Genomic DNA, 13053 nt, shown 5'->3' with positions numbered 1-13053 from the left:
GGCTCCTGGTTTTTCTACCGCACTCGCTGACGACATCGCGTCAGCGCGACTGCGCGACCAAAAGAGAAAATCACGATGCTAACCAAGCTATTTAACTAGATCTAGTTGCGCCTTCGTGATTTGCACTAATTCTAGTTCGCTAGAACAGATGCTGCAATATTTAAATTGTAGAAAAGCAGAGATTTTATGGTTGCGTTTTTTGCGCGACCGTGACAAACGCCGGCAGCGCGTTGTGTGCGCCGGGTGGCACATCGGCAGCCCATAGCGTGCGATAGCGCAGCCAGTCGAAACACGCGCCGGGATCGGTTTTGCGACCGGGTGCAATGTGCTCGTGACCGGTCACGGCCAGCAGCGGATGGGCCTGTTGCAGCGCGCCGCTGAGCTGGCTCAAGCAGGTGTACTGAGCATCAGCAAACGGCTCGGTATCGCTGCCCTCGAGCTCGATGCCGATCGAAAAATCATTGCAGCGTTGCCGCTCACCGAACTGCGAAACCCCGGCATGCCAGGCGCGCTGCAAGGTCGAGACGAACTGCTGCAAACCGCCATCGCGACGGATCACGAAATGGCTGGACACGCGCAACGCCCGCAGCTGGTCAAAGTAGGGATGGGCATCGCAGTCCAGCGTGTTGGTGAACAGCTGCGCGATGTACGGGCCGCCATACTGCCCCGGCGGCAAGCTGATGTTGTGGATCACCAGCAGGTCGATGGCGATACCGTCGGCGCGCACGTCGCAATTGGGCGAGCGCAGTTGCTGCGCTTGCGCGCACCAGCCATCGGCGTCGATGTGCAGGTACACGTCGTCCGGTTTATTCGGGTTCATGGATATCGAGCCGCTGCATCCGGTAGCGCAGTTGCCGGAAACTGATGCCCAGCAACTCGGCGGCCTGGGTCCGGTTGAACCGGGTGCGCGCCAGCGCGCTACGGATGATCTGCCGTTCGACCTCGTCGAGATGGTCGGGCAGCGACTCCGGCAGCGCGGTATCGGGCGGCACTGACGCAGCCGCGACCACGGCGGGCTCTGGAGCTTGCGCGGGCAGTGCCGCCGGCAGCGGCTGACGCAGCGCCAGGTCGGCAACTTCGATGACGCCATCGCTGGCAAAGGCCAGCGCCCGCTCGAGGATGTTTTCGAGTTCGCGCACGTTGCCCGGGAAGGCGCAAGCGCGCAATGCCGCCAGCGCGTCGGCCGACAGCAGCGTGAGCGCATCGGTTCCCGCCAGCCGCATCAGGATCACGTCGGACAGCATGCCGACATCATCGAGCCGCTCGCGCAGCGGCGGCAGGCGCAACTCGATCACATTGAGGCGGTAATACAGATCCTGCCGGAACTTGCCCTGCTCGACCCAAGCGGCCAGGTCCTGATGGGTGGCGCTGATGAGGCGCACATCAACCGGTTCTTCGGCCGTCGCGCCGACCTTGCGCACACGCCGCTCCTGAATCGCCCGCAACAGCTTGACCTGCATCGCCAGCGGCAGATCAGCGACTTCATCGAGCAGCAAGGTGCCACCGCTGGCCGCCTGGAAAAACCCGTCGCGGTCTTCGACTGCGCCGGTGAACGCCCCTTTGCGATAGCCAAAGAATTCGGCTTCCATCAAGGCTTCCGGAATCGCTCCGCAATTGACGGCCACAAAGGGCTTGCCGGCACGCGCGCTCTGACTGTGGATATCGCGCGCGGCCAGTTCCTTGCCGCTACCCGACTCGCCGGTAATGGCCACCGGTGCCATGCTGCGCGCCAGGCGCACGATCTGGGCGCGCACGTCGCGCATCGCCACCGACTCGCCGGCCAGACGCAACAGCGGCACGGTACCACTGGCCACCGGCGCTTCGGCCTTGTCAATGCGCAGCGCGGAGTGCACTACTTGCCGCAACTGCTCGACCCGTACCGGCTTCGACAGGTAATCGAAGGCGCCGGCCTTCAGCGCGGTGACCGCATTGTCGGCACTGCCGAACGCGGTGATGACCGCGATCGGTATCGGTCGCGCAGCGGCGGTGATCTCGTGGACCAGCTCGATACCGAGGCCGTCCGGCAAGCGCATGTCGGTCAGCACCAGCGCGTAATCGCGTTGTGCCAGAAAGGCACGCGCTTGCGTCAGCGTCTCGGCACTATCGACATCCAGGCCCATCTTGAGCAGCGTGATTTCCAGCAGTTCGCGCAGATCGGCTTCGTCATCGACGACCAGGATACGAGGTGAACTCATCAGTGGTTTCCCGTTAAAGAATAGTAGCCGTGGCGAAGGTGATTACGAAGCGCCCGCTGGATTCGGAGGCGTCGTCCGCCTCGCGCCGGTACTCGTAGTCCAGCATCGCTTCGTTGTTGAGGCACAGTTCCCGCGCCAGATAAAGACCCAGTCCCGTGCCTCTGCTGGAGGTCGTGTAAAAAGGCTCGAACAGGTGTGCGCGCACCGCCGGCGTGATCGGCACGCCATCATCCTGTACATGCAGTTCGATGCGCTTGCCGGCCAGAGCAATCACATCGAGGCGAATACTGCCGCTGCGTCCGCTGGCATAGCGCAACGCGTTCGACAGCAGGTTCACGATCACTTCGCGCAAATGCAGCGGGTCAAATCGCACCCGGTGACCCGCTGTGCCGGAAGCGACAATGACTTGCTCCGGCAAGCCGTGGATATCCACGAATTCCGCCAGCAAGCCGGTCAGAAACGCCGACAGCGGCAAGGGCTCGCCCAGTGCTTGCGCCTTGCGCGAGAGCTTCAGGATATCTTCGATCATGCGGTTGAGGCGCGCCACGTTGTCTTCGATGATGGCCAGCAAGCGAACCCGCGTCGGGTCGGGTGCCTCTTCTTCGAGCAAGGACGCGGCATGCGAAATCGCCGACAGCGGATTGCGTACTTCGTGGGCAATGCTGGCAGTCAGGCGTCCCATCGATGCCAGCTTCAGCTCCTGCGCGCGGTTTTCGATTTCGGTGACATCCTGCAAAAAGATCACGGTACGTTCACGATCCAGACCGGGTGCCTGCACCGTCGCAAAACGTAGCTTCAGGTGCGCTGCCAGATCACGCCGCCCGGCCGGCTTGAGCATCACGTAGATGCCAAAGCCGTCATCGCCGGCGACACGGCGGGTCCATGCCAGCCGGGCCTCATCGATCGGTGCCAGCGCCAGGCTGTCGGCCAGTCGCACGAGGGCATGTTCGCCCGTCAGCGCAACGCCGAGCATCGTTTGTGCCGCCGGATTGCCGGTCACGATGGTGGTGTCTTCATCGAGCACGAGGATGCCATCGCCCATGTCGGCGATGATCAGCGTGTTGATCGCCTCCTGCAATTGCAGGGACTGCCCGCGCTGCGCGGCGAGACTCTCCTGCTTGATCAGCTTGGAGGCCAGCCGGTTGAGCAATACCGCTGCGGCGAAGAAGGCCATGCCGTACAAGCCGGCCGCAGAAATCGACACATCCGGCATCATCCGCAACGATTGCCAGACGCTGTCGAACAGCAGCACCAGTGCCACTACCGACGTGTAGAACAGCGCAAGAATCAGGGGTGCGAGGATCGCCCCGCCGGCCAGCGGGAACAGGAACAGGATGGCCAGTCCGCTGCGGGCACCACCGGCCAGCACGAACAGCGTGGCAATGAGGACGATATCAACCGCGATCTGGGTCGATAGCTGCAACAGAAAGCGCTCGCGCGAGCGTGCTGCCAGCACCCAGAAAGCGGCTGAAGCGAACAGGTACACGCTGCACAACTGCAGATAGGGAGGCGCTACGTCGTCGCCGGCACTGCGCATCTCGAGCACGCCAAGATAGACCAGCAGCAGCAGGACAATCACGAAACGCGACAGATTGAAAGCTTGCAGCGTGCGCCACAAGGTACTGCTGGCACCGGCGTATTCTTCCCGTGCGGATCCGCCCCCGGGCTCCAGCGTGAGGCGGTGAGCGCGCCAGTGCTGCATCAGGACGGCGCGTGAAGAGCGCGGTGCTCCGGACTGCAATACAGCTGCCCCTGCGGTCCGGTCAGTGCTTCGGAAGCTGGAACATAAATACCGCAATGGGCACAGCTGACCATCGATTCGCCTTCGACTTCAGGGGGACGCTGCGCTTGCGGTGGCGGCGGTTGCCGCATCGCGGCCGTCATTTTCTTGCGCACTGCGTAAATCACCAGCAGCACCAGTACCAGCCAGGCGAGTAATTTCATGTCAGCCCCCGGTGCAACACGACCTCGAACACGAAGCGACTGCCGACATAGGCCAGCAGCAGGGTCACGAAACCGGTCAGCGTGAAGGTCAGCGCGGTCCTGCCACGCCAGCCGCGCCAGTGACGTCCGGCCAGCAGCACGCCGAACAGTACCCACGACAACAGTGTGAAAATCGTCTTGTGATCCCAGGTCAAGGCCTTGCCGAACAGCTGCTCGGAAAACAGCAGGCCCGACAGCACCGTCAGCGTGAGCAAACCGAAACCGATCGCAATCAGGCGGAACAGCATTTTTTCCATGGTGAGCAGCGCCGGCAAATGCGCGATGGCGGACGCATACCAGCCTCCCTTGCGCTCACTGAGCGGGCCACGGCGCGCGTGCAGATATGATTCCTGCACCGCCATCAGCACCGCATGAAAAGCCGCCGTCGTCAGCGTGCTGTACGCCAGCATCGCGACGGCCACATGCCACGGGAACAGCGCGGTCTTGCCGTCCAGCGCCACCACATTGCCCGGAAAAACTATCGGCAGCAACACGGCCACGGCAGCTACCGGCAGCATCAGTACACGCATGCTGTCGAGCGCCATGTTGCGGTTTTCGACCCAGTACACGGCGACCGAAATCCACAGTGCGGCCGACAGCATTTGTGCAAAGCCGAGTCGCAGTGAATCCTGCACCACCACGTCCGACCACAAACCCAGACCATGCAGCGTCCAGGCCAGCGCGACACCGCCGGAAATCGGCAGGCGCCAGCGCGTCGGCAGAAAAGCGCAGCTCGCGTACAACAGCGCGGCGGCTATGAAGGAGTAATTTTGCATCGCCAGAGTTTACACCAAGCCGGTGGCGCACTGCGTCACCAACCCAACTCAATCAAGCGAACGGCCCGCCGTGATCCGGTGTTTTTTCAGTTTGTCGTACAAGGTTTTCCGGGGCAGGCCGAGCCGTTCGGCGGCCAGCGCCACGCTGGCATCGGTCGCGGTCAATGCTGCCGTGATCAGCATGCTTTCGTAGGCATCGAGCAAGGTTGTCAGATGATGGCTACCGGCATCGTCCGCATCAACCACGGCGCTGCCCTCGAGAACACCGAGCACCAGCCGCTCGGCCACATTGCGCAGTTCGCGCACATTCCCCGGCCAGTCGCGCGATTGCCAGTGCAACAGTTGCGCCGTACTCCAGAGTGGCACCGGCCGCTGGTGCCGCAGCGCCGCGGCCTGCACAAAATGCGCCAGTAACAGCGGGATATCTTCGCGTCGTTGCGCCAGCCGCGGCAAGCCGATGCTGACCACGCTGAGGCGGTAGTACAGGTCTTCGCGAAACGCACCGCTGGCGCTGAGCTGCAACAGGTCAGCCTTGCTGGCGGCGATAACGCGGCAGTCGAACGGTACCGGCTCGTTGCCGCCGAGTCGTTCGAGCTTGCGTTCCTGCAGCACGCGCAGCAATTTGACTTGCAAATTGAGCGGCATGCTTTCGATTTCATCAAGGAATAGCGTGCCGCCATCGGCATATTCAAGCTTGCCGATACGGCGCTTTTGCGCGCCCGTGAAGGCACCGGCTTCGTGGCCGAACATCTCGGATTCGAATACCGATTCCGGCAGCGCGCCGCAATTGATCGCCACAAAATGACCTTTGCGCTTGCTGGCCGCATGCAGCTGGCGCGCGACGACTTCCTTGCCGCTGCCGGTCTGACCATTGATCAGCACGTCGACCGACGTCGGCCCGAGCGAGGCGACCAGCGTGCGCACCCGTTCGATTGCGGCAGATTGGCCGAGCAGCGGCGGCAGACCGGGCTGCTGCAACCACGCCGCCTGCAGCCTGCGGTTCGCCAGCACCAGATCGCGCTTTTCTTGCGCGCGCCGCACCGCGGCCAGCAGGCGTCCGGCAGCGAACGGCTTTTCGATGAAGTCGTAGGCACCGGCGCGCATCGCCTCGACGGCCATCTCGACATCGCCGTGACCGGTCACCACCACCACCGGCAAATCAGCATCGATGGCCATCACCTGCGCCAGCAGTTGCAGACCGGAGCGGCCCGGCAAACGCACGTCGGTGACCAGTACCCCGGCGTAATCACGCACCAGCAAGCCATCAGCTTGTTCGGCACTGGCGCAGGGCAGTACGGTGAAGCCACCGAGTTCGAGGGTCTGGCCGGTGGCCAGTCGCAAGGCGGCTTCGTCTTCGACCAGTACGACGTGATTGGAGCTCATCCGGCGCTTTCGGTAGCAGTAAATAAGGGCAATCGCAACTGGAATTCGGCGCCGCCTCCGGGCAGGTTATGTGCCGACAATTGCCCGCGCATCGCCTGCACGATAGACGATGAAATCGCCAGACCGAGGCCGAGTCCCTTGCCGCTTGGCTTGGTGGTAAAAAACGGCGCGAACAATTGTGCGGCGACGTCCTCCGGAATACCACGACCGGAATCGCGCACGCAGACCAGCGCGTGATCGCCATCGCGCACCACGCTCAACGCAACATGGCGCGGTGGCGCTTCTTCGACGGCATCGAGCGCATTGCGCAGCAGATTGATCAGCACTTGCTCGAGGCGTACCGCGTCGCCGGTAATCTGCAGCGGCACGGCGATATCGAGTTGCAGCACCACGCCGAGCCGGTCGAACTCGGCTTGCAACAGCAACGCCGAAGCATGCACCGATGGCGTCAGTTCGACCAGCGCGACACTGCCGTGGCTCTTGCGCGCGAAGCCTTTGAGCTGGCCGATGATGATGCCCATGCGCGCACTGGCCGCACTGATATGCAACAGGTTGGCACTGGCCTGGGCGGGCTGGTCACGCTCCAGAAAGGTCACCGCATTGTCGGCAAAGGCGCGGATCGCGGCCAGCGGCTGGTTCAGTTCATGCGTGACGCCGGCCGCCATCTGGCCGAGCATCGCCAGCTTGCCGGCTTGCACCAGCTCGTCCTGAGTGGTGCGCAACAATTGTTCAGCGTGTTCGAGGCGGGCGTACTTGTCGCCGAGGTCACGGTTCGCTTGCAGCAGTTCGCCGGTACGCAAGGCGATTTGCAGATCGAGTTCTTCGGCAGCTTGCTGCAATGCCTGACGCGATGCCTGCCGTTCTTCGAGCCGGCGGCGACGCTGATGACGCGCCCACAGCGACAGCATCGCGCTCAGCAACACCAGCGCGACCGCACCCGACCACAGCAGCGCCGTGCGCGTGATGCGCGCCTGCGCCGGAAACAAGCGCAATTGCCAGCCGAGTCGCCCGACCGGACGCGCCACGGATTGGTCGTAACCCTTCCGGCTGGCTGCCGGCAGGCTGGTGATCGGCGTGATGGTCTTGCCAACGTATTGCAAAGTGGCTTCGATTTTGTCGCGCGCGGCGGAGTCGACCGGTGCCAGGCTGCGGTACTGCCAGGCCGGCCGGTTGCCAAGAAAGACTACGCCATCCTTGTCGGCCAGCACGATCGGTTCGTCGCTGGTTTGCCAGGTGCGTTCAAATTCGTTGAGGCTGATTTTGACGGCAAGTACGCCCAGCGGCGCTTTGCCTTCCCCACCCTGCCCGCTTGCAAGCACCGGCTGCGCAATAAAATACCCCGGCTCGCTGGTGGTGCTGCCGATGCCATAAAAGCGCCCGGCCCCGCCATCAATCGCGTCGCGGAAGTACGGCCGGAAAGCGAAATTACGACCGATGTAATTCTGGGCATCGTTCCAGTTACTCGCCGCAATCGTCAGCCCCTGGCGATCCATCAGGTAGATGGCGGCGACACGGGCCTGCCGCTGGACGGTTTGCAGCGTCCGGTTGACGCGCGCCACGGTGGCCGCGTCGGCAGGTTGCAGCAAGGCCGCCGTCAGATCCGGATGGACCGACAGCGCGAACGGCAGCGTCTCGAATTTTTCCAGCATTGATTGCAGGTCCAGCGCGATGATCTGCAACTGGCGCTCGCTCTGACGGTCGATATCGCTGCGCGCCATGCGCGCAGCCAGCCAGTAGGTCAGGCCGACAAGAAGCAGCGAAGCGGCGACCGCCAGCCACAGCCGGCGCCGGTGCACCTGCACGTGCAACAGCGCCATCATCAGTCGACCGCAGCCATCCTGATTTCATCGCTTTGATGGCGCTGCTGCTCTTCCATCACCAGTTGGCCCAGTTCACGCTTGAGGGCATTGAATTCGGCCGATGACGGATCGCGCAGACGGGGCAAGTCGACCAGGATGTCGCGCTTGACGGTGCCCGGACGATACGTCATCACGACGATGCGGTCGGCCAGATAGATGGCTTCCTCGATGCTGTGGGTGACGAACAGGATGGTTTTTTTCAGCTCGGCCCAGATGCGCAGCAATTCATCCTGCAACGTGCGCCGGGTCAGGGAATCCAGTGCACCGAACGGCTCGTCCATCAGCATGATCGGCGAATCGAGTGCCAGCACGCGGGCAATCGCGACACGCTGGCGCATGCCGCCGGACAGGTCTTTCGGGAAGCGCTGGCGGAAGTCCTTCAGGCCCAGTGTTTCGAGCAGTGCCAGCACACGCGGTGCGATGTCGGCCTTGGGCATACCCTTGATTTCGAGGCCGAAGGCGACGTTTTGCTCGACCGTCATCCACGGGAACAGCGCGTATTCCTGGAACACCATGCCGCGGTCCGGACCTGGTCCGGTTACCGTGGTGTCACCGGTGACGATGGTGCCCGAGGTCGGCAGCGCAAAGCCGGCAACGGCATTGAGCAGTGTCGACTTGCCGCAACCGGACGGCCCGAGCAGGCAGACGAACTGGCCGCTCGGGATCTCGAGATTGATGTTTTGCAGCGCGATGACGTCGTGGTCGACGGTCGTGAAGATCTTGTTGACGCCGCTGATGCTGATGGGGGATGCACTCATTTCAATTCTCCAGACCACGATGCCAGCGCAGCAAATGATTATTCAGGCGGGTGACCGCGAGATCGATGACCAGGCCTAGCATGCCGATGCTGATCATGCCGGCGATGATCTTGTCGGACCAGAAGTATTCGCGCGCTTCGAGGATGCGAAAACCCAGACCGTTATTGACGGCGATCATTTCGGCCACGATCACGACGATGAAGGCGGTACCGATACCGATCCGCACGCCCGACAGGATGTACGGCACGGCCGCCGGCAACATCACGCGCAGGAACAGCGTGCTCTGGCTGGCACCGAGGTTGCGGGCGGCGCGCAGATAAATGCTGTCGACATTGCGCACGCCGGCGATCGTGTTGATCAGCACCGGGAAGAACGCGCCGATGGCGATCAGGAATACTGCCGGTGGATTACCCAGGCCGAACCACAGGATCGACAACGGAATGTAGGCAATCGGCGGGATCGGCCGCAGCACCTGCATCAACGGATTGAGCCAGGCATAGACCCGCTTGCTGGCGCCCATCGACAGGCCCAGCGGCAGGGCCAGGCCAGCGCCGACCAGGAAGCCGACCACGACGCGGTACATGCTGTTGAAGGTATCGATCAGCAGTTCACCGGAGAAGGCCCACTTGAGCCAGCTGCCGGAGTCGGCTGAATACGGCGTCAGCGGCAGCAGGTATTCGAACCATTTGTGCAGTACCGCGTACGGTGACGGCAGCACCAGCGCATTGACCCAGCCCATCGAGGAACAGGTTTGCCAGATTGCGATGGCAACGACAGGCACGATCAGCCCGGTGACGGCTTGACGCCAATTGAAATTCGTCATGACGCTGCTCTTATTTGACGTTCAGGGATTTTTTGGCCAGATCGAGCAAGTCGGTCTTGACGAAATCCTTGGCCACCGGCGGCTTGGCCATGCGGCCGACGCCGTATTTGTACATCGTATCGGTGGTGATCTGGATATGCTCGGGGGTGATATCGAATGAGTACGGCGAATTGCCGATCGCGTCATTGAAATCTTCCTTGCTGATCTGGCCCTTGAAGATGGTTTCGGTGACGTACTTTTCAGCCGCGCCCTTGGTCTCGATGAAGGTCTTGGTGGCTTGCACGAAGCAGCGCATGAACTTCTCGGCGACCGGACGGTTTTCCTTGTAGAACTTCTCGGTCATCACCAGCGTACGCACCGGCTCGCCGATCGGCGTGTCATACGGCTTCATCACACCGACGCCGAAACCCTTGTTGATCGCCTGTGACGACTGCGGCTCGGTCTGCATGATCGCGTCGAGGTTCTTGCCCAGCAGCGCCTGATTGAGGTCGGGATAGGCCAGATAAATCAGCTGCACATCCTTGCCCGGCGAATCCGATGAGGTCAGGCCATTCTGGCCGAGCTCGGCCGCCAGCAGGACTTCCTGGATACCGCCACGGGTGACGCCGACTTTCTTGCCTTTCAAATCCTTGACCGATTTGATGCCGGCATCCGGACGCGCGACCAGCTGCGCACCGCCCTTGGCGAAACCGGCCACGATGTAGATCGGTGTGCCATTGGCGCGACCGGCAATCGCCGCTTCGGAAGCGGTCGCGCCAACATCGAGTTCACCGGCGATGATGGCCTGCATCACGTCGAGGCCTTTGGCGAAGGTGCGCTCTTCAATCTTGATACCGCACTGCGGCGCGATTTCCTTGATGTACGACACGGCGCCGAAATGCGCGAGCTTCAGATTTCCCAGACGAATCACTTCCTGCGCCTGCGCGGACAAGGCGGTGCCGGCGATGGCGACGGCAAGACAGAGTTTCGGGAACATTGTGGTGGACATGCTGGTCTCCTGTTGATTGAATTGTACTCAGCGTAATGCAGGGTTCGTGCCAGTGCCGTGACCGGGTGTCCGGGCGCGCCGCTGCAAGGGCGAGCATACGGGAAGCAGCTGAGTTCAGGCGGGAATCCGCACACAAGCCAAAGATATCGTCCGGATTCTCGCACTGGCAAAGCCTGTCGTGGCGTCAGTCGCATCAGGTAAAATGCCGCCAACCCGCGCGACATGCCGCGCCCTCTCACCGCAGTCCTTTTTTCGATGGCCCTCCGATGCTAGACAACCTGACCCAACGCCTTGCCAAGGTCGTCAAGACCATGCGCGGCGAAGCCCGCCTGACCGAAACCAATACCGCCGAGATGCTGCGCGAAGTGCGCCTGGCATTGCTCGAAGCGGACGTCGCCCTGCCCGCGGTGCGCGAGTTCATTGCCAAGGTAAAGACCAAGGCGATGGGCGAGGAAGTGATCGGCTCGCTGTCGCCGGGCCAGGCACTGGTCGGCGTGGTCCAGAAAGAACTGGCGGCGATGATGGGCGGCGACCTCGGTCCGGAAGCCTCGCTGCTGAGTTTTGCGACCCAGCCGCCGGCCGTGATCCTGATGGCTGGTTTGCAAGGTGCCGGCAAGACCACCACGGTTGGCAAGCTGGCCAAGTTCCTGAAAGAAAAGCACAAGAAAAAGGTCCTGACGGTCTCGGCCGACGTCTATCGTCCGGCCGCGATCGGGCAGTTGCAGACGGTGACGGCGCAAGTCGGCGCGGACTTTTTCCCGTCGCTGACGACCGACAAGCCGGTCGATATCGCGTTGGCGGCGCTCGACTTTGCCAAGCGCCATTATCACGATGTGCTGATCATCGACACCGCCGGCCGCCTCGGTATCGATGCCGAAATGATGGCCGAGATCGCTGCGCTGCATGCTGCCGTCAAGCCGATCGAAACCCTGTTCGTCGTCGATGCGATGCTGGGTCAGGATGCGATCAATACCGCCAAGGCCTTCAACGATACCTTGCCGCTGACCGGCATCGTGCTGACCAAGCTCGATGGCGATGCGCGTGGCGGTGCGGCGCTGTCGGTGCGACACATCACCGGCAAGCCAATCAAGTTCGCCGGTACTGCCGAAAAGCTCGACGGTCTCGAAGCTTTCGATCCGCAGCGGATGGCCAACCGCATCCTCGGCATGGGCGACATCCTGGCGCTGGTCGAAGAAGCGCAAAAAGGCGTCGACATGGCTGCCGCGCAGGACATGGCGCAGAAGATCAAGTCGGGCGGCCGCTTCGACCTGAACGACTTCAAGGCACAGCTCGGACAAATGAAAAAAATGGGCGGTATGGCCAGCATGATGGACAAGCTGCCGGCGCAATTCCAGCAAGCCGCCGCCGGTGCCAACATGGGCAATGCCGACAAGCAGGTGCGCCGCATGGAAGGCATCATCAATTCGATGACCAAACAGGAACGCGCCAAGCCGGAACTGATCAAGGCCACCCGCAAGCGCCGTATCGCCAACGGCGCCGGCGTGCAGGTGCAGGAAGTCAACCGGATGCTGGCGCAGTTCGACCAGATGCAAACCATGATGAAAAAACTCAAGGGCGGCGGCATGATGAAAATGATGCGCAGCATGAAAGGCATGATGCCGGGCGGCGGAATGCGCTGACGCCAGCGCAAGATCAACTTACGGTCACCGTCACGCCCTGGACAGCAGGACTGCCCGGGGCCGATCGAATCATCAGGCAAGTGGCGCTAGCCAAGGGTTTCCGCCACGAACACCCCTCAAAATAAGCGCTACAAAGTCTCAAAAAATGCTTGCGCGGCCGGAAAATCCCCACCACTATGAGCGCTGCGTGAAACGGCGCATCGACCGAAAAAAATTCGTGAAGGAGCTTTGAAGATGGCAACAGCAAAAAAACCCGCAGCCGCTGAACCAGCTGCAGCAGTCAAGGCAGTAGCGGCCAAAGCCGCCGTAAAAAAAGTCGCCGCCAAGGCGCCCGCAGCCGCCAAGCCGGTCGTGGCGCGCAAACCCAATGCCGCCTTCATGAAACCGATGACACCCTCGGCAACACTGGCTGCCGTCGTTGGTGCCGATCCGCTGCCGCGGACCGAAGTGACCAAAAAAGTCTGGGAATACATCAAGAAAAATGCCCTGCAAGATGACGCCAACAAACGCATGATCAATGGCGACGCCAAGCTGGTCGCTATCTTCGGCGGAAAAAAACAAGTATCGATGTTCGAGATGACCAAACTGATTTCAGATCACCTGAAATAACATGGCAGGTGTTCGACGACAAAATGCCCGCAGCTCGCG

Annotated in this window: 12 protein-coding genes; 2 read left to right on the top strand and 10 right to left on the bottom strand. The window is 62.0% G+C overall.

All coding sequences use genetic code 11. The features are described 5' to 3' along the window. Positions 1-184 precede the first annotated feature (184 nt). From ampD to RHM62_RS04520, 10 genes are read right to left on the bottom strand one after another with little or no spacing between them, the layout of a single operon-like run. A complete protein-coding gene (gene ampD / locus RHM62_RS04565; protein WP_322124377.1) occupies positions 185-820 on the bottom strand; it encodes a 1,6-anhydro-N-acetylmuramyl-L-alanine amidase AmpD in 636 nt (211 codons plus the stop codon). After that, positions 807-2195 (bottom strand): sigma-54 dependent transcriptional regulator, encoded by a 1389-nt coding sequence (locus tag RHM62_RS04560; RefSeq protein ID WP_322124376.1) that lies wholly within the window; start codon positions 2193-2195, stop codon positions 807-809. The genes ampD and RHM62_RS04560 overlap by 14 nt, the downstream gene beginning before the upstream one ends. A 13-nt stretch (positions 2196-2208) precedes the next feature. Further along, positions 2209-3897 carry a sensor histidine kinase gene (locus RHM62_RS04555; RefSeq protein ID WP_322124375.1) on the bottom strand — a complete coding sequence of 563 codons (1689 nt, stop codon included), beginning with the start codon at positions 3895-3897 and terminating at the stop codon, positions 2209-2211. Next, positions 3897-4139: a PP0621 family protein gene (locus tag RHM62_RS04550; RefSeq protein ID WP_322124374.1), complete on the bottom strand. Its 243-nt coding sequence runs from the start codon at positions 4137-4139 to the stop codon at positions 3897-3899. Before RHM62_RS04550 ends, RHM62_RS04555 begins: the two co-directional genes overlap by 1 nt. Then, positions 4136-4954 (bottom strand): cytochrome C assembly family protein, encoded by an 819-nt coding sequence (locus RHM62_RS04545; protein WP_322124373.1) that lies wholly within the window; start codon positions 4952-4954, stop codon positions 4136-4138. The genes RHM62_RS04550 and RHM62_RS04545 overlap by 4 nt, the downstream gene beginning before the upstream one ends. Positions 4955-5002: 48 nt before the next feature. Continuing rightward, positions 5003-6337, bottom strand: a complete 1335-nt coding sequence (locus RHM62_RS04540) for a sigma-54 dependent transcriptional regulator (protein ID WP_322124372.1) — start codon at positions 6335-6337, stop codon at positions 5003-5005. After that, positions 6334-8157 (bottom strand): sensor histidine kinase, encoded by a 1824-nt coding sequence (locus RHM62_RS04535; RefSeq protein ID WP_322124371.1) that lies wholly within the window; start codon positions 8155-8157, stop codon positions 6334-6336. The genes RHM62_RS04540 and RHM62_RS04535 overlap by 4 nt, the downstream gene beginning before the upstream one ends. Then, complete coding sequence (locus RHM62_RS04530; RefSeq protein ID WP_322124370.1) at positions 8157-8954, bottom strand: ABC transporter ATP-binding protein; 798 nt, start codon at positions 8952-8954, stop codon at positions 8157-8159. The genes RHM62_RS04535 and RHM62_RS04530 overlap by 1 nt, the downstream gene beginning before the upstream one ends. A 1-nt stretch (position 8955) precedes the next feature. Then, positions 8956-9777, bottom strand: a complete 822-nt coding sequence (locus RHM62_RS04525; RefSeq protein WP_322124369.1) for an ABC transporter permease — start codon at positions 9775-9777, stop codon at positions 8956-8958. A 10-nt stretch (positions 9778-9787) separates the two neighbouring features. Then, entirely contained in the window at positions 9788-10765 is a 978-nt protein-coding gene (locus tag RHM62_RS04520) for an ABC transporter substrate-binding protein (protein WP_416172287.1), read from the bottom strand. 266 nt (positions 10766-11031) lie between these two features. Between RHM62_RS04520 and ffh the strand changes: the two genes are divergently transcribed. After that, complete coding sequence (gene ffh, locus RHM62_RS04515) at positions 11032-12405, top strand: signal recognition particle protein (protein WP_009664426.1); 1374 nt, start codon at positions 11032-11034, stop codon at positions 12403-12405. Between the two features lie 234 nt (positions 12406-12639). Beyond that, on the top strand, positions 12640-13014 hold the full coding sequence (locus RHM62_RS04510) for an SWIB/MDM2 domain-containing protein (protein WP_322124368.1): 375 nt from the start codon (positions 12640-12642) through the stop codon (positions 13012-13014). The last annotated feature ends 39 nt before the right edge of the window (positions 13015-13053 follow it).

The sequence above is a fragment of the Actimicrobium sp. CCC2.4 genome, assembly GCF_034347385.1.
Taxonomy (GTDB): Bacteria; Pseudomonadota; Gammaproteobacteria; order Burkholderiales; family Burkholderiaceae_D; genus Actimicrobium.
The sequence above is the reverse complement of the archived record's forward strand: the minus strand, read 5'-3'. Positions and strand labels throughout refer to the sequence as shown.